Genomic DNA, 17,065 nt, shown 5'->3' on the forward strand with positions numbered 1-17,065 from the left:
GGCACGGGCGGCGGGGCGGCAGCGGCAGGTACGGGCGTCGCGGCCGGCAGCGCAGGTGTCGCGGCGGCCAGCGCCGGAGGTGCAGGCACGGCGACGGCGGTGGCCGCGGGCGGCGGCGCCGTAGCGACGGCCGGCGCGGTCGGTGGCGCCGCAGCCGCCGGCGGCGTGGCCGCCCTCATCGCCTCGATCCCGCTCGGCGCTGCCGCGGTCGTGGTGGGTGGTGTGGTCCTCGCGGCCGTCGCGACGGTCGGCATCGTCAGCCTCGTCACGGGTCCCGACGACGGCGGCACGCCCGTGGCGTCGCCCTCGTCGTCGGCGACGCCGTCGCCGTCGCCGTCCAGCGAGGAGTCGGCCGCGCCCCAGGGGGTCGTGCCGTCGGTGCAGCCCACCGACCTGCCGACCGAGTTCCCCGAGGACCAGCAGTCCGACGAGTCGTTGCTCGCGGACGGGGAGCAGCCGGCCGACGACTCCTCCGACTCGACGAGCGACGAGCCCGCGGACGGGCCGAGCGCGTCGCCGACCCCCTCCGCTCCTCCCGTCGCCCCGGCTGACGTCGTCATCGACCTCCCCGACGGCGGGCTCGCCCTGGAGGCAGGGCTCGGCGGCCAGGAGCTCTCGGTCACCGTCCGCAACGCGGGCGGCACGCCTGCCACGAACCTCATCGCCGAGGTGAGCCTGCCCCCGGGCGTCACGCTCGACGGCATCTCCGCCCAGGCGTTCGCCGGACCCACCGGCCGGTTCGCACCGACCGAGATGGGCAACGGCTGGATCTGCACGGAGGGCGCGCCGGGCGCACAGTGCACGCTCGCCACGCTCCCGCCCATGACGACGTCGACCCTGGTGCTGCGGGTCGCGGTCGACGACACGTACGACCAGGCCGACGGTGCGGTCGGGCTCGTGGTGCACGGAGCGGGCATCAGCTACCGCGCGCCCCCGATCCCGCTGACGGTGGCGGCGTCCCCCGCCCGCCTCGCGCTTCGCGCGCCCGCGCCGGCCCTCCAGCTGGTGAGCGGGCGGACGCGCACGCTCACGCTCGACGTCGGGAACGTCGGCGGCAGCCCGCTGGCCCCCGGCACCGGGTCGGTCAGCGTGGTGCTCCCGAGCGGCGTCACCGGCGCTCTGGCGCCCGGTGCGAGCCCGTGGAGCTGCCCCACGGTCCAGGGCGGCACGATGCTCTGCACCATCGACACGCTCGCCGCCCGGACCGCCGCGCCCCTGACGCTTGCCTTGAGCGCGTCGACCCCGGCCGCGGTCGGAGCGCGCGAGCTGTCGGTGCTCCTGGTGCCCGGCGGTCGACAGGCCCCCGACCAGGCCGTCGCCGCGTTCTCGGTGGTCCGGCCCGCGCTCCTCGGCGTCGTCGGAGGACCGGCAGCGACCGTCGCGCTCGGCCAGAGCACGCTCGCCCCGCTCACCGTGACCAACACGGGCGACCTGCCGTCCGCGCCCGTGAGCGTCACGCTCGCCGCCCCGGCGGGCGTCTCGGTGACGGTCCAGAGCGACGCGTGGGCCTGCGCCCCGCCCGCCGGGACCACCTGGACGTGCACGGCCGGGTCCGTCGCCCCGGGCGGTTCGCTGGCGCTGCCGGTCACCCTCGACCCGGTCGCCGGTTTCGTCGGACCCCTCGGCACGATGTCGGTCTCGGCCGCCGCGGACGACGCCGACGTCACCCCCGCCCTCGGCGTCGCGATCACGTCGACGGCACCGGTGCTCTCGCTCGACGAGGGCGACCCGAACGTGCTGCTCTACTACGGCGCCGGGACGGTGCGGTTCACCGTCTCGGTCGCCCCCGGCGCGAACGCCGACAGGCTCGTCGCGACGCTCAGCCTGCCGCCGAACCTGCGGTACGAGGCCGACGACGGCGGTGTGCAGTCGAGCGAGTGCGTCGCGGCCACGGCGCGGCGGATCGTGTGCGACTTCGGCACGGTCGAGGGTGGCGTCTCCGTGCAGGGCCTGGCGAACGTCCGGGTCGTCGGGAGCGCGCACGGCACGGCGCTCGTCGAGGTCGCGGCCACCGGTGCCGCCACCGTCCAGTCGTCGACCACGGTGAGCACGTCCTCCGGCGGCCTGTCGCCGCGGGTGCGGTTCGACGGCGGCTGGAACGTCGCCGAGGTCGGCGCGCCGCTGCTGTCGTGCGACGTCAAGCTGCCCGCGTGCAAGACCGCGCTGGACACCGGGAGCGCGGACAACAACGGGCTCGACATGCTGCCGCTCGACGACGCGGCCCCGGTGCCTTCCGGACCGGGCAACGGCGGCAAGAAGCGTGCGAGTGTCCCGGTCTCCTCGTCGACACTCCTGACCGTCCCCGCGGGCCGCACGATCGCGTTCGCCGGGCTCTACTGGTCGGCCAACGCCGGCTCGTACGACTCGTGGAGCGGCAAGCTCGACACCGCGAGGCTGCGCGGCCCGTCGGGCGACTACGCCGACGTCAACGGCACGACGCTCTCGCAGACGAACGACAACGCGGCCCGCCGCTACTACCAGTCGTTCGCCGACGTCACCGACCAGGTGGCCGCGGGCGGTCCGGGCACCTGGTCCGTGGCCGACGTCGCGGTGAGCAGCACCCGCAAGGACCCGGACAAGACCTACTACGCCGGCTGGTCGCTGGTCGTCGTCTACTCCGAGCCGGGCAACGACGCGTCCGTGACGGTCTACGACGGCGGTTCCTGGATCGGCACCTCCATGGCGCCGACCCCGTTCGAGTTCGCCGCCGAGGCGGGCACGACCGCCCGCCTCGGCGTCGTGGCCTGGGAGGGCGACCGCACCAGCTCGGGCGACCGGCTGGTCCTCGGTGACACCTGCACCGTGCCGGCCGGGCAGCACGCCCTGACGCCCCAGCGCTGGAGCGGCACCGCGTTCGCGGCCGGAGGCGTGGCCACCAACGCGTTCGACTCGACCGCCACCGGCTGGCGCGCCACGAACTCGCTGGGCACCGACGCCAAGGGCTTCGCCCCGCAGACGCTCGCCTGCGACGTCAGCTCGCTGACCGCGAGCACCAACGGCGACCAGTACCTGATCGGCGCGATCACGGTGCGGACGACCCCGCCGGCCGCGCAGGACTAGAGCGTCAGCGCCGCGATCGCGTCGTCGATCGAGACGGTTCCGCCGACGACCTCGAGCACACGCCCGGACGTCCGAGGCTCGTGCAGCAGCGCGGCGAGCACGGCGGCGACGTCCGCCCGCGGGACCTTGCCGCGGTCCACGCGCTCGTCGAGCGTCACCGTGCCGGTCGCCGCGCCGTCGGTCAGGCCGCCCGGCCGCAGGATCGTCCAGTCGAGGTCCCGCGCCCGCAGGTCGATCTCGGCCGCGCGCTTGGCGACGAGGTAGGCGGCGAAGACGTCGTCCGTGCCGGGCGGCGGCGGCGCCCCGGCTCCCATGGACGAGACGAGCACGTAGCGCCGGACACCGGCCTGCTCGGCCCCGTCGGCGAGCAGACCGGCGGCCGCCCGGTCCACGGTGTCCTTGCGGGCGATCCCGCTGCCCGGACCCGCGCCCGCCGCGAACACCACCGCGTCGGCACCGGAGACGGCCTCGGCGACGTCCCGCGCGTTGGCGCGCTCGAGGTCCAGGACGACCGCCTCGGCGCCGTCCCCGGTGACGTCCTCGACGTGGCCGAGCTGTCGGATGAGGGCCAGGGGGACGTCGCCGCGCGCGGTCAGGGCACGCGACAGGTGTCGAGCCACCTGTCCGTGGCCGCCCGCGATCGCGATTCGCATACGACCCACGGTAAGCACGGGGTCGCGCGCGGGCGACCGGTGGGGCACTGCCGGACCCGCGCCCCCTGCGCTCGGGCCCGGCAGCGCGATCTCAGACGGCTTCCTGCGCACCCTGCAGCAGACGCAGGTGCGTGAGCCGGTCACCGAGGTCGTGGATGTCGTCGGAACCCGCCGTGGCCAGCGAGAGGGCCGCGACGGACTCGGCTCCGGGGAGCAGCTCCAGTGCCATCTCCTGCAGCAGGTCCGCGGCCTCGGCGAGGTCGGCGGCACCGAGCCCCGTCTGCGCGGGCAGGCTCACGTAGAGCAGCAGACCCGCGTTCGGGGCGATGGTGCGAGGTATCGAGCGGGGTAGTGCCATGGGGAGGTCTCCGGTGCGGCGCCCTCCGGACTGGGGCGCGAGAGTGTGTCGGTCGCTGAGGGCTTCAGGATCGATAACAGGCGCACGTGAGGGTCACGACGCGGACTGTGCCACGCGCCGCGGGCTGCGGAAAGCGATTTGCGGAGCGTCCCAGGGGTTGGACGCGCTCAGACGATGCCGTAGAGCCGGTCGCCCGCGTCGCCCAGGCCGGGGACGATGTACGCCTTCTCGTTCAGGCGCTCGTCCACGGCTGCGACGACGATCTTGACGTCCGCCCGGTCGCCGACGAACTGCTCGACGACGGCGAGACCCTCGGGCGCGGCGAGCAGGCACACGGCCGTGACGTCGCGCGCGCCCCGCTGGAGCAGGTAGTCGATCGCGGCGACCAGCGTGCCGCCGGTGGCCAGCATGGGGTCCAGCAGGAAGCACTGCCGACCCGACAGGTCGTCGGGGAGCCGGTTGGCGTAGGTGATCGCCTCGAGCGTCTGCTCGTCGCGCTGCATCCCCAGGAAGCCGACCTCGGCGGTGGGCAGCACGCGCGTCATCCCGTCGAGCATGCCCAGGCCCGCGCGCAGGATCGGCACGACGATCGGCTGCGGGTCGGCGAGCCGGATGCCCGTCGTCGGGGCCACCGGCGTGACGATGTCGATCGGCTCGGTACGCACGTCTCGCGTCGCCTCGTACGCCAGGAGCGTCACCAGCTCGTCGACCAGGAGCCGGAACGTGGGCGACGGCGTGCCGATGTCGCGAAGGACGGTGAGCTTGTGGGCGACCAGGGGGTGGTCCGCGACGTGCAGGCGCATGGCCACAACCTACCGGCGTCCTCGGCCTGCGAGCATAGGACCCATGCCGAACCCCGCCGACGACGCCGCGATGGGTCTCGCGCTCGACGAGGCCCGCCTGGCGCTGCTGACGCAGGACGTCCCGGTCGGTGCCGTCGTGCTCGACGCGGCAGGGCAGGTGATCGGCCGCGGGCACAACACGCGTGAGGCCGACAACGACCCGACCGGTCACGCCGAGATGGACGCGCTGCGCGGGGCCGCGGAGTCGCTGGGGCGCTGGCGGCTCGACGACTGCACGCTCGTCGTGACCCTGGAGCCCTGCCTGATGTGCGCCGGCGCGACCGTCCTGGCGCGCGTCCCGCGGCTGGTGCTGGGCGCGTGGGACCCGAAGGCCGGTGCCTGCGGTTCGCAGTTCGACGTCGTGCGCGACCGGCGGCTGAACCACCAGGTCGAGGTGGTGGGCGGCGTGCGGGCGGACGAGTGCTCGGCGCTGCTGCGGGAGTTCTTCGCGACGCATCGGTCCTAGCATCGGGTGGTGCAGAGAATCGCGGTGCGGCGACGGGTGACGCGGATCGACGTCGATACCGGCGCCCGCCCGGCGGAGGACCTCCTCGCGGCCGAGGAGCCGCTCGAGATCCGGGTGGGCGGTCGTCCGCTGGCGGTGACGATGCGTACGCCGGGCCACGACGTGGAGCTCGCGGCGGGCTTCCTCGTCTCGGAGGGCGTCGTCTCCTCGTCGGACCACTTCGCGGCCGCCCGGTACTGCGCGGGGGCGAACGACGAGGGCGAGAACACCTACAACGTGCTGGACGTGACGACCCGCGGGGTCCCGGCGCCGGACCCGAGCCTCGAGCGGAGCTTCTTCACGACGTCGTCGTGCGGGCTCTGCGGCAAGGCGAGCATCGACGCGGTGCGGACGAGCTCGTCGTGGACGGTGGCCGACGACGACCTCACCGTGCCCGCCGACCTCCTCGCCACGTTCCCCGACCGGCTGCGCGAGCACCAGGACGTGTTCGACAAGACGGGCGGTCTGCACGCGGCGGCCCTGTTCTCCGACGACGGCGACCTGCTCGTGCTTCGCGAGGACGTCGGCCGGCACAACGCCGTCGACAAGGTGGTCGGCTGGGCGCTGACCGCGGGGCTGCTGCCCCTGCGGCGCACGGTGCTCATGGTGTCGGGGCGGGCGTCGTTCGAGCTCGCGCAGAAGGCCGTCATGGCGGGGATCCCGATGCTCGCGGCCGTCTCGGCGCCGTCGTCGCTCGCGGCCGAGCTCGCTACCGAGTCCGGGCTCACGCTGGTCGGCTTCCTGCGCGGGTCGACGATGGTCGTGTACTCGCGGCCGGACCGGGTGGTCTGAGTGCCGCGCAAGCCTCTGGTGACCGACCCCACCTATGAGCGGATGTCGGTCGTGCCGCCCGAGCCGTGGGCGGTCGGCCTGCCCGGGATCGTCAGCGCGATGACGAACGCGCTCCCCAACCTCGGCCCTCGACGCACGCTGAGCCTGCTCTCCAAGATCAACCAGCAGGACGGGTTCGACTGCATGAGCTGCGCGTGGCCGGACCCGGGCCACCGCGCGCGGGCCGAGTTCTGCGAGAACGGCGCCCGCGCGGTCACGTGGGAGGCGACGACCAACACCGTCTCCAGCGACTTCTGGGCCGCGCACTCGCTGACCGACCTGGCGCAGAAGTCCGAGTACTGGCTCGGCCAGCAGGGCCGGCTCGTCGAACCCGTCCACAAGCCCGCGGGCAGCGACCACTACGTGCCCATCGACTGGGCGTCCGCGATCCGTCTCGTGGCGACCACGCTGCGCGGCCTCGACAGCCCCGACCAGGCGGCGTTCTACACGAGCGGACGCGCGGCGAACGAGACCGCGTTCGTCTACCAGCTCTTCGTGCGGGCGTTCGGCACCAACAACCTGCCCGACTGCTCGAACATGTGCCACGAGTCGACGGGCACCGCGATGCTCGAGACGCTCGGGATCGGGAAGTCGACGATCGCGTACGACGACTTCGCCAAGGCTGACCTCATCGTCGTGATGGGCCAGAACCCCGGGACGAACCACCCGCGCATGCTGACGGCGCTCGAGGAGGCCAAGCGGGCGGGCGCGACGATCGTGTCCGTGAACCCGCTGCCCGAGGCCGGCCTGCGGCGGTACAAGAACCCGAAGACCGTGCGCGGCATCGTCGGCCGCGGCACCGACATGGCCGACCAGTTCCTGCAGATCCGCTCCGGCGGCGACATGGCGCTGCTGCAGTGGATCTCGCGGCGGGTGCTCGAGGCCGAGTCCCGAGAGCCCGGGACGGTCCTCGACCACGACTTCCTCGCGCGGCACACCCTGGGTCTCGACGAGCTCCGCGTGCACCTCGCTCTTCTCGACGAGGACGAGGTGGTGCAGGCGACGGGCCTGTCGATCCGCGAGATGGACGAGCTCGCCGACCGCTACCTCGCCGCGGACCGCGTGATCGTCACGTGGGCCATGGGCATCACGCAGCACCGCAAGGGCGTCGACACGATCAAGGAGATCGTCAACCTCCTGCTCCTGCGCGGGAACATCGGCAAGCCCGGCGCGGGCGCCTCCCCGATCCGGGGGCACAGCAACGTCCAGGGTGACCGGACCATGGGCATCTGGGAACGGCCGCCGGACTGGTTCCTGGACGCGCTCGCCGACGAGTTCGGGTTCGAGCCGCCCCGCGCGCACGGGCTCGACTCGGTGCGATCGATCGAGGCGATGCAGCGCGGCGAGGTCAAGGTCTGGTTCGCCCTCGGCGGGAACCTCGTCGCGGCGATCTCGGACACCGCCGCCGCCGAGGCCGCGATGCGCGGGACCGAGCTGACCGTGCAGGTCTCGACCAAGCTGAACCGGTCGCACGTCGTCACCGGCGCCGAGGCGCTCATCCTGCCCACGCTCGGCCGCACCGACGTCGACCTGCAGGTGTCCGGCCCGCAGTTCCTCTCGGTCGAGGACTCGGTCTGCGCGGTGCACGCCACCCACGGCGCCGTCGCTCCCGTCTCGGACAACCTCCTCTCGGAGATCTCGATCGTCACGCGCCTGGCGCGGGCGGTGCTGGGGGAGGACAGCCCGATCGACTGGGCCGGCTTCGAGCGCGACTACGACACCATCCGCGAGCACATCTCCCACGTCGTGCCCGGCTTCGCGGACTTCAACCGGCTGATCCGTCGCAAGGCCGGGTTCGTCCTGCCCAACGGCCCGAGGGACTCGCGGACCTTCGCGACGAGCACGGGCAAGGCCATGATCACGGTCAACGAGCTCGTCCCGGTCGAGTGCCCTCCCGGACGCCTGATCCTGCAGACGATCCGCTCGCACGACCAGTTCAACACCACGATGTACAGCCTGAACGACCGCTACCGGGGCATCCACCGCGGCCGCGACGTGGTCTTCGTGAACCCCTTGGATCTCGAGGACCTCGGACTGGCCGACGGATCCCGCGTCGACATCCACAGCGAGTGGCCGGGCGACCCCGACCGCGTCCTGCGGAACCAGCGCGTCGTCGCCTACCCGACCTCCCGCGGCTGCGCGGCCGCGTACTTCCCCGAGGCGAACGTGCTCGTCCCGCTGGCCAGCACCGCGCTGGGCAGCAATACGCCCGTGTCCAAGGCGGTCATCGTGCGGCTGGAGCCGTCAGCACCTCGGACAGCTCGGTGAGCGTCTCGGACGTCCCCGCGTCCAGCGTCACCGCCGCGTACTTGTCCCCGCGCGTCGCCCCACGGTTCACGACGACGATCGGCTTGCCCGTCTGCGCCGCGTGCCGCACGAACCGCAGCCCTGACTGGACGGTCAGCGACGACCCCGCGACCAGCAGCGCGTCGGCAGCGTCGACCATCGCGTAGGCCCGGTCCACCCGCTCGCGCGGCACGTTCTCGCCGAAGTAGACGATGTCGGGCTTGAGCATCCCGCCGCAGACCGCGCAGTCCGCGACCACGAAGTGACTGGTCTTCTCGATCACCGCGTCGGCGTCGGGTGCGATCTCGATGTCGTCGACGGCCGCCAGCTCCTCGGCGAACCCCGGGTTCAGCAGGTCCAGCCGTGCCGCGAGGTCCGACCGGCTGATCACCGTGCCGCACGACAGGCAGCGCACCCGGTCGTACCGCCCGTGCAGGTCGATGACGTGCCGGCTGCCCGCGGCCTCGTGCAGCAGGTCGACGTTCTGCGTGATCAGCCCGGTGACGACGCCGCGGTGCTCCATCGTGGCCAGCGCCCGGTGCCCCGCGTTCGGGATGGTCCGGTGCACGTGCCGCCAGCCGACGTGGTTCCGCGCCCAGTAGTGCCGGCGGAAGCCCTCGTCGCCCGTGAACTGCTGGAACGTCATCGGGGTGCGTGGCGGCGAGTCCGGACCGCGGTAGTCGGGGATCCCGGAGTCCGTTGACACCCCCGCGCCCGTGAGCACCGCCAGCCGGTGGCCGACGAGCACGTCGACCACCTCCGCCAGCGACCCGGCGGTCATCGGGAGTGCGTCGCTGCTCACCTCTCCACGGTACGACGGGTTGCCCGATTCGGAGGCAGGGCCCTTCACCGGGTACCGTTCTCCCCGAGGTAGCGTGTCCGAGCGGCCTAAGGAGCACGCCTCGAAAGCGTGTGTGGGTGAAAGTCCACCGTGGGTTCAAATCCCACCGCTACCGCAACGGCAGTGAACGCGGGGCCCTGACCAGCAGAAACGCCGGTTTGGGCCCTTCGTTTTGCCTCAAACTCGCCCAATTGGACTCCACCTTGGGGACCGAAGCAGCGCGGCATCCGGCAACCCGGTGCGAGCCGGATGAGCGTCCGACCAGGTCAGGCACCAGATCGTCCAACCGGACCAACCTTGTCCCACCGTCCGTCGAAAGCCGTGTGATAACGCACCCGCAGTGAGCGCACGGCCCTGACCAGCAGCAACGCCGGTCCGGGCTATCCGCCTTGCCCTCGAACTCACCGAATTCCACTCGGAGCCTGCCCCTTTCGCGGGCACTTTCGGTTCGTTGATCATGCACGGCGCCGCAGCTCGACGAGCTCCGTGCGCTCTTCGCTGCTCCGCCCCTCAGGGCGGCCCGCATCGACGTCGTCCTGGGCCATCCACCGGAGCACGCACGACTCGCTGATCCCCAGAGCCGAGGCGACCGCTAAGGGCCGGCTCCTCTCTCGACGCCGGACGTCCGGCGGCCGGCTGCAGGCCTCCCAGACTCCTCCCCGGGGGCGACACACCTCGCCTCAGACAAGGTGTCCACGGAAGCGGGTCAGGCTCCCCATGAGTCGGTGGTCCGTTCGAGTGAACGTGCGCCAGGGGTGTCCGATTCGTCCATTGCGCTCAGCGGGTGTGGTCCTTGGTGTGGCTAAGTTGCGGGCTCTCGGTGCCGATGGTGGTCGCTGAGACGAAGCCAGGGGGCAAGGGTGCGAGTGCGACGTACATCAGCAATGCGGGCGGGGCTGGTTGCAGGTTTGGTCAGCGTCAGCCTAGTAGCAGTCGGGATCCAGCCCGTGCAAGCTGCTCAAGCGTCGCCGCCGGGCGCCGCGCAGCCAATCAGCGTGCCGGCCGACCAGGTGCCACCGTTGGACTCTGCGGAGCCATCGCCGTTGTCGGCGCCCGTAGGTGCAAATGCGTTCGACGTCCCCGCGTTGGCTCCGTCCGCCAAGCCCGCCCCGAAGGTAGAAGAGGTCGAGGGCTTTGATGAGGAGACGTCGACCGTCTCGGCCCGAACAGAGTCGTCGACCGTCTTCGCCAACGCGGATGGGACGTACACCACCGAGCTGACCGCTGAGCCGTCGAACATCCGCGCGGTCGACGGCTCGTGGGAGTCAATCTCGACCATCGTCGCCTCGACCGGCGACGGCGGCGGCACGATTGCCCGGCACCCGCTGGCCCCGCGGTTCGCGGCGAAGGGCGATTCTGCTGATCTGCTGCGCGTCTCGCGCAAGGGTGCGCAGGTCAGCATCAGCCTGCTGGGTGCGCGCTCGAAGGCGTTGAGCCGCAAGGGATCGGTGGCCACGTACGCCGACGTGCTGCCAGGGGCGGACTTGAAGTACCAGGTGACGCCGGGTTCGGTGAAGGAGTCCGTGGTACTGGACACGGCCCCCGGCACGGCGCCGACCTACCGGTGGAGGATCAAGGGAACCGGTTTCACCTTGCATGAGGGCCGCTCAGGCTCTTACGAGCTCGTCGGCAGCGACGGCGCGGTCGCGATGATGATCCCGCCGGCCGTGATGGTGGATTCGTCGGGTGTCGACGGTGTGCGCGAGGCCGCGACCGTGAACACGCCGATGACGGTGACCCAAGATGCCAAGGGTTGGGTGCTGTCCATCAGCCCGGACATGGCGTGGCTGACCGATCCCTCACGGGTGTATCCGGTCTCGATCGACCCGACCGTGATGACCGGCACCGGCCTAGACGCGAGCTACTCCTACAAGTCGGACGGCACCGTTGTCTCGGACGGCCACCTGCGCATCGGCAACTCCCGCGACAACGGCGACCGCTACTGGCGCACCGTCTACCACTTCCCCTACGAGCAGTTCTTCGGCCGGCAAGTTGTCGACGTCTGGATGCACACCGTCGTGGAGTCCGGAACCACGAACGGCTACGTGGGTCAGACCGGTTGGGCGTCGTGTCTCGGGTTTGGTTGCCAGGGCAATGTCGAAGCACAAGCTTGGGTCGACAGTTCTGGCGTATTCGACAGTGATGCTCTCGGCACCGACTATGCGAGTTGGGTGAACGCCGGCCTTCAGGGCTACTACGTGTATATCAACGGTGCCGAGACGCCCGGCGTGTACACGTACAAGAACATGCGCACCGCGCTCTACATCACGACCGCCGAGTACCCCTCAGTCACGGGCAGCGCCCCGGCCCACTGGTCCCGCGTTCCTGAAGCGCCGACGCTGACGTCGTCCGCGTCCGACCCCGCGCAGTCGCCGGGGCTCGAGTACTTCTTCAGAGTCGGTACCACTCCGAGCCCTGACGCGAGCAAGGTCTGGGAGAGCGGCTGGATTAGCCAGAACACCGCGACCCTGCCCGCCGGGCTCCTCGAGGACGGCACGACCTACTACTGGCAGCCATTCGTCCGGAACGCCTACAACAACATCTTTGGCACGTCGACCCAGCGCAACGGGTACGTCTATGCGATGACCACGAACACATTGCCGAAGGTGGACAAGACGCAGGTCAAGTTCGACGGCGTCGCCCCGCCAGCGACGGGAACGCAGACGATCACGACGACGTCACCGCTGATCACATGGCCCGCCGTGGCCCCGGACGGTGACGGCGCAATCAAGTACCAGGTCCGCATCGCCACCGGGACGGACGCTGTCAGTGGAACCGTGCTCACCTCAGGGTGGCAGGACGCGGCGAGCTACCAGGTCCCCGAAGGCAGCTTGCGTGATGGCGGGGCGTACAGCTGGACCGTCGAGACCAAAGACGACCTCGGCGCCGGACGGGTGCCGTGGAAGGCCAACCTCACCGTGAACCGCCGACTGGCCGAGTCAGGCCCCGCGCCCGTCGAGCAGGTCGGCCCGGTCACCGTGAACCTGGCGAACGGGAACGTCGGGCTGCGGTTCGCCTCGCCGACCGTGAACACCGTCGGCGGCCCGATGGGACTCTCGTTCTCCTACAACTCCCAGGCAGCGCGCGAGAAGGGGCTGCTCGGGCGCTATTACGCCGCCGGATCCCCGGCCTCTGCCTTCACATACCCCTTGAGCGTCGAGCCACTGATGACGCGTATCGATGCGAGCCCGAACTTCTTCTGGGAGTACGGCTCGCCGGCACCCTCTGTTCCCGTGGACAACTTCGCTGTGCGGTGGAGTGGATACTTCACGCCTCCTACTGCTGGTGATTGGACGTTCGGGGTGCTCCAGGACGATGGCACTCGCGTTTTCGTTGGCGACGGCCCGGCCGTGGTGGACCGATGGTCCGACCAGGCCGGCGGGGTGTACTGGGGCACGGCCAAGACCATCACGGGCCAGACGCCCATCCGCGCGGAGTACTTCGAGTCCGGTGGCGGCGCGACCTATCAGCTGTGGGCCAAGGGCCCGGGTTACCCCAATGGCATCGTGGTGCCCCCGTCCTGGCTCTCTCCGACATTCGAGACACTGCCCGCCGGGTGGTCCTCCTCGGCGGCGCTCGCCGGTGGCTCGACTGAGTACGTCTCTGCCGCGGTCGAAGCCACCGCCGTGGTCGTTACCGACGCCACCGGCACCGCCCACACTTACACCAAACAGGATGTCGGCGGGTACGCGCCGCCGCAGGGCGAGTACGGCGTCCTAGCCCTGTCTGGGACCGGCCAGGTGAACCTTGCCCAAGAGGACGGGACTGTCTACGTCTTCGGCACCAACGGCCGCCTCGAATCCTCCACCCCACCCGCCGACGCCAAGACAACTGCATCCCCGAAGGTCGTTTGGAAGGGTTTCACCGGTCAGCTCGACTACCTCGAGGACCGCGCGTCAGGCAAGCAAGTCCGCTTCTACTACAGCGACTCGACTGCACCCGAGGGCGGAACCGGCGCCGCCTGCCCGGTCGAGTTCGGCTTCGCCGCTCCACCGGCGGGAATGGTCTGCCGAATCGTCTACCCACCCGCATCAGGCACCGGCGTTGGAGATTCGACCTTCTTGCGCTACGACGCCGCTGGCCGGCTGGTGAGAATCGTCGATCCAGGAACCGAAGTCACCGACTTCGAATACGGCAGCGCCGGCGAGCTCACCGCGCTACGCACACCCCTGATCACGGACTGGCTCGCCGCTGACACATCCCGGGTTAAGGCGAACGCGAACACGATCCAGGTCGCCTACGACGGCACCGGCGGCTCACCGAAGGCCTGGAAGGCCACCACGGTGACGCTTCCGGCAGTCGACGGGGTGACGACCGCCGGCCGGTTAGCGACATCGTTCACCTACGCAAACGCGACCACGACCTACGTCGACCGAACCGGACTGCCAGGGCACGCCAGGACGGTCACCTTCGACAAGGCCTGGCGACAGCTCACCGAAGTGAGTCCCAGCGGGCTGACCTCCACCCAGGTCTGGGACCCCTCCAAGGATCTCCTCCTCTCCTCAACCGACCCCGCAGGGCGGATGTCCACCACGCTGTACGACAATCGCGACCGGGCCACCGACACTTACGGGCCTGCGCCTACCTCGTGCTTCGGTGCCGACCGCCAGCCCGTCGCGTCCTGCCTGGCCACCACCGCGCACCAGTCAACGAAATACGACGAGGGCCTCAACGGGCTCAACGTCGCCTACTACAGCGGCGCATCCCTGGCCGGGCAGCCCAAGGCGTTCGCACTCGGATTCGGCTCTGGGACCCTTGCCAAGGACTGGGGCGCGAATATGCCCGACCCCGCACTGACGGCCGCCCCTTGGGGAGCCCGGCTCACCGGGCTCATCTACTTTCCGCAGGCCGGGGACTTCCAGTTCACAGCCGGCGCCGATGACCAGGTCCAAGTCTGGGTCGACGACATCCGCCGACTCGCGCCACCGAACGGAGGGACAACCTCCGGCACCGTGCACCGCGACTCGGCCGGTTGGGCACGCTTCCGGGTCGACTACGTCAACACCGGCGGTCCAGGCAGCGTGACGATCTCGTGGTCGGGCCCCGGCGTGACCACTGGGGTGATCCCGGAGTCGGCCCTCGCACCCGACTACGGATTGGTCACCAGTACCAGCAGCGACGACGCCGTACCGGCAGGGGTTCCCGGGGGAACCCCTGCCGTGACCTCTGCGCAGGCTCCCGGGCAAGCCACCCGGACCGGGTACGGCTCGAGCCCGTGGTTGGGTCAAGCGTTGACGACCACCGTCGACCCCGCAGGCCTCGCGCTGACCACCACGAACGCCTATGAAGCGCCAGGTGTCGGCTTCGGACGCCGCACCGGACGCTGGCTGCCGGCAGCCACGGCGGCCGGGACGCTCGACACTGCTCGTGGGACCACCTACACCTATTACTCTTCGACGGACATGCAGGAAAACGTGTGTGCGGTCCCCGCAGGCGCCAGGCCTGCTGGGCTGGTCAAGTCGACGACCGGTCCGTCGCCGAGCACTGGTGCTCCCGCGACGTCCAGCGTCGTGTATGACCAGTTTGGTCGGGCGGTGGGGACGAAGATGTCCGGCGACGTCGGTTGGACGTGCACGACGTACGACGCCCGTGGCCGCGTCGAGAAGGTGATCTACCCGGCAGCCTCCGGCGCGCGGACAGTGACCTCGTCCTACGCGGTCGGGGGCGACCCGTTGGCGCTGTCGGTCACCGACTCCTCTATCGGTTCGATTGGCGGGACGGTCACGACGAGAGTCGACCTGCTCGGCCGGGCCGTCTCGTACACAGATGTGTGGGGTGTCACGACGGGCACGACCTACGACTCCGCAGGGCGGACATCTGGCTCCACCACGACGGTCACGGCGACGAGCGGCGGGGTCAGCACCTACACGGCCGGGGTCACCTACGATGCGGACGGTCAGGTCAAGTCCGTCCTGGACGGTGGGAAGACGATCGCCGACGTCACCTACAACCTCGGTGAACCTGCGAGCGTGTCCTTCCCATCGGGGACGACCGCGGCCGGCAACGGCACGTCCACAACCTTCACCCGGTCGACTACTGGCGCGCTGATGAAGGTCGCCCACAGCTTCGTCGGCTCACCCGGAGTTTCCGATGAGGTCGTGCGTTCTCAGTCGGGCAGAATCCTGACCGCGAACGTCACAGACGGCACGGCCGTCTCGTCGGCCGCGTACTGGTACGACGGTGCCGGTCGGCTCGCCCGTGCTGACATCCCAGGTCACCGTCTGGAGTACGCGTTCGCTCAGTCAGGGACCTGCGGGGCCAACGCCTCGGCGGGGAGGGACGGGAACCGCACGATGTTGACAGACACCCCGACTGGTCAGCTCGCCCGCACGACGGCCTATTGCTACGACTGGGCCGACCGACTGGTCTCGACCAACATTGCGAACCCCGAGCCTGCGGCGAACCCGATCACCGGGACAAATCTCAACACGACGAACCTGCAGTACGACGCGCAGGGCAACACGACCAAGCTCGCCGACCAGACATTGCTATACGACGGTGCGGGTCGGCACATCTCGACCACCTTGGCCTCCGGTCCGTCCGTGGTCTACCAACGCGACGCCGGCAACCGGATCATCGCCCGCGCGGGCCAAGACGGGGAAACTTCATCGATCCGCTACGGCTTCACCGGCGAGGGAGACAGCGCCGACCTGGTCATGGACGACTCGAACAATGTGCTGCAACGCCAAATCTCCTTGCCCGGGGGAGTCCTGGTTAGCGTGCCGACGACGGGATCGGCGACCTGGTCATACCCGAACATCCACGGCGATGTCATTGTCACGGCCAACGCCGCCGGCGCCCGAATCGGCAGCCTGACGAGCTTCGACCCGTTCGGGCAGATCCTTGACCCGTCCACGAAGGCAATCGGCACAGCCGCCGCCGAGGACTCCGTTGGGGAGAACCTGCCCTCGAGCGTCGACTACGCCTGGGTTGGCCAGCATCAGAAGATGTACGAACACCTCGCCACAATCGCCGCGATCGAGATGGGCGCTCGCGTATATATCGGAGCGCTTGGTAGGTTCTCGTCCGTCGACCCAGTTGAGGGGGGTGTCGACAACGACTACGTCTACCCGACCGACCCCGTCAACAGCTTCGACCTCGACGGTCAGTGGGGTTGGAAGTCGCTCGCTGGAGCGTTGTCTGGTGTCGCAACGGTCGCGGGTTTCCTACCTGCCGCCGTGTGCGGTGTCTGCGGCGTCGTTGCAACCGTGGCAGCCGTAGGAGCTTCGGGGATCTATTTGGCCACGGGCGACCGCGCCTCGGCCGCCGGGGAGATGGTGGGACTTGCTGCTGGGCTCGCATTCGGAGGCGCTGGTCGTCTCGCGGTCAGAGAATCCACCAAGGCCGTGCTCAAGGCGACCGCCCCTAGGCTGGCCACGCATCTGTCCCGCGCCGCGGCTAGGTGGAATAGATCGATTGGGAAGTTCCGCGGGATGGATGGATTCATCGAGGACATGGCTGGCACCGTCGGCAAGAGCGGGATCGGCCACCGAATCGCCTTTCAGACGGCTTTCAGCGGCCTCGCGTATGTTGGCGGTCCTCAGGTCACCAGCTACGTCAACCGCCGATCCAGGTAGGAGTTAAAGCTTGCCGTTCGTGCTAGTTGCATACGCGCTGCTCCTGGCCGCTGTGCCAGTCCTTTCACGTCTACGGTGCCGTGCGGAAACGGCAAAATCCCTCGCCCTTTCG

General features: G+C 70.2%; 9 protein-coding genes and 1 tRNA gene. 6 read left to right on the forward strand and 4 right to left on the reverse strand.

Translation table 11 applies throughout. The features are described from left to right. A partial coding sequence (locus AC1DUE_RS18440; RefSeq protein ID WP_477040871.1) for a COG1361 family protein occupies positions 1 to 3,060 on the forward strand: 3,060 nt, incomplete at its 5' end. On the opposite strand, the gene AC1DUE_RS18445 is transcribed toward AC1DUE_RS18440, so the two are convergent. The 3 genes from AC1DUE_RS18445 to upp all read right to left on the reverse strand — a co-directional run bounded on the left by AC1DUE_RS18445 (position 3,057) and on the right by upp (position 4,874). Continuing rightward, complete coding sequence (locus AC1DUE_RS18445; RefSeq protein ID WP_477040872.1) at positions 3,057 to 3,713, reverse strand: NAD(P)H-binding protein; 657 nt, start codon at positions 3,711 to 3,713, stop codon at positions 3,057 to 3,059. The genes AC1DUE_RS18440 and AC1DUE_RS18445 overlap by 4 nt on opposite strands. A gap of 91 nt (positions 3,714 to 3,804) precedes the next feature. Beyond that, the gene (locus tag AC1DUE_RS18450) at positions 3,805 to 4,071 is read right to left on the reverse strand and encodes a hypothetical protein (RefSeq protein ID WP_477040873.1); all 267 of its coding nucleotides are present in this window, start codon (positions 4,069 to 4,071) and stop codon (positions 3,805 to 3,807) included. 167 nt (positions 4,072 to 4,238) lie between these two features. Continuing rightward, positions 4,239 to 4,874: a uracil phosphoribosyltransferase gene (gene upp, locus AC1DUE_RS18455; RefSeq protein ID WP_477040874.1), complete on the reverse strand. Its 636-nt coding sequence runs from the start codon at positions 4,872 to 4,874 to the stop codon at positions 4,239 to 4,241. A 43-nt stretch (positions 4,875 to 4,917) separates the two neighbouring features. Between upp and AC1DUE_RS18460 the strand changes: the two genes are divergently transcribed. The 3 genes from AC1DUE_RS18460 to AC1DUE_RS18470 are packed head-to-tail and all read left to right on the forward strand — an operon-like array spanning position 4,918 to position 8,517. Then, positions 4,918 to 5,379, forward strand: coding sequence for a nucleoside deaminase (locus AC1DUE_RS18460; protein WP_477040875.1), 462 nt, complete (start codon positions 4,918 to 4,920; stop codon positions 5,377 to 5,379). Between the two features lie 9 nt (positions 5,380 to 5,388). Continuing rightward, positions 5,389 to 6,210: a formate dehydrogenase accessory sulfurtransferase FdhD gene (gene fdhD, locus AC1DUE_RS18465; protein WP_477040876.1), complete on the forward strand. Its 822-nt coding sequence runs from the start codon at positions 5,389 to 5,391 to the stop codon at positions 6,208 to 6,210. Positions 6,211 to 6,252: 42 nt separating this feature from the next. Then, positions 6,253 to 8,517 carry an FdhF/YdeP family oxidoreductase gene (locus AC1DUE_RS18470; RefSeq protein WP_477040905.1) on the forward strand — a complete coding sequence of 755 codons (2,265 nt, stop codon included), beginning with the start codon at positions 6,253 to 6,255 and terminating at the stop codon, positions 8,515 to 8,517. On the opposite strand, the gene AC1DUE_RS18475 is transcribed toward AC1DUE_RS18470, so the two are convergent. Beyond that, complete coding sequence (locus tag AC1DUE_RS18475; protein WP_477040906.1) at positions 8,474 to 9,316, reverse strand: NAD-dependent protein deacetylase; 843 nt, start codon at positions 9,314 to 9,316, stop codon at positions 8,474 to 8,476. The genes AC1DUE_RS18470 and AC1DUE_RS18475 overlap by 44 nt on opposite strands. 88 nt (positions 9,317 to 9,404) lie before the next feature. Between AC1DUE_RS18475 and AC1DUE_RS18480 the strand changes: the two genes are divergently transcribed. Further along, positions 9,405 to 9,491: transfer RNA gene (locus tag AC1DUE_RS18480), tRNA-Ser, on the forward strand. A 904-nt stretch (positions 9,492 to 10,395) separates the two neighbouring features. Continuing rightward, entirely contained in the window at positions 10,396 to 16,953 is a 6,558-nt protein-coding gene (locus AC1DUE_RS18485) for a PA14 domain-containing protein (protein WP_477040877.1), read from the forward strand. Positions 16,954 to 17,065: the final 112 nt, after the last annotated feature.

This window comes from Cellulomonas sp. P4_A2 (assembly GCF_056402515.1).

Excerpts from the sequence above, each read along its gene's own strand:
- AC1DUE_RS18445 (WP_477040872.1), bottom strand. The coding sequence starts at position 3,713 with ATGCGAATCGCGATCGCGGGCGGCCACGGACAGGTGGCTCGACACCTG.
- AC1DUE_RS18450 (WP_477040873.1), bottom strand. The coding sequence starts at position 4,071 with ATGGCACTACCCCGCTCGATACCTCGCACCATCGCCCCGAACGCGGGT.
- upp (WP_477040874.1), bottom strand. The coding sequence starts at position 4,874 with ATGCGCCTGCACGTCGCGGACCACCCCCTGGTCGCCCACAAGCTCACC.
- AC1DUE_RS18460 (WP_477040875.1), top strand. The coding sequence starts at position 4,918 with ATGCCGAACCCCGCCGACGACGCCGCGATGGGTCTCGCGCTCGACGAG.
- AC1DUE_RS18470 (WP_477040905.1), top strand. The coding sequence starts at position 6,253 with ATGTCGGTCGTGCCGCCCGAGCCGTGGGCGGTCGGCCTGCCCGGGATC.
- AC1DUE_RS18475 (WP_477040906.1), bottom strand. The coding sequence starts at position 9,316 with ATGACCGCCGGGTCGCTGGCGGAGGTGGTCGACGTGCTCGTCGGCCAC.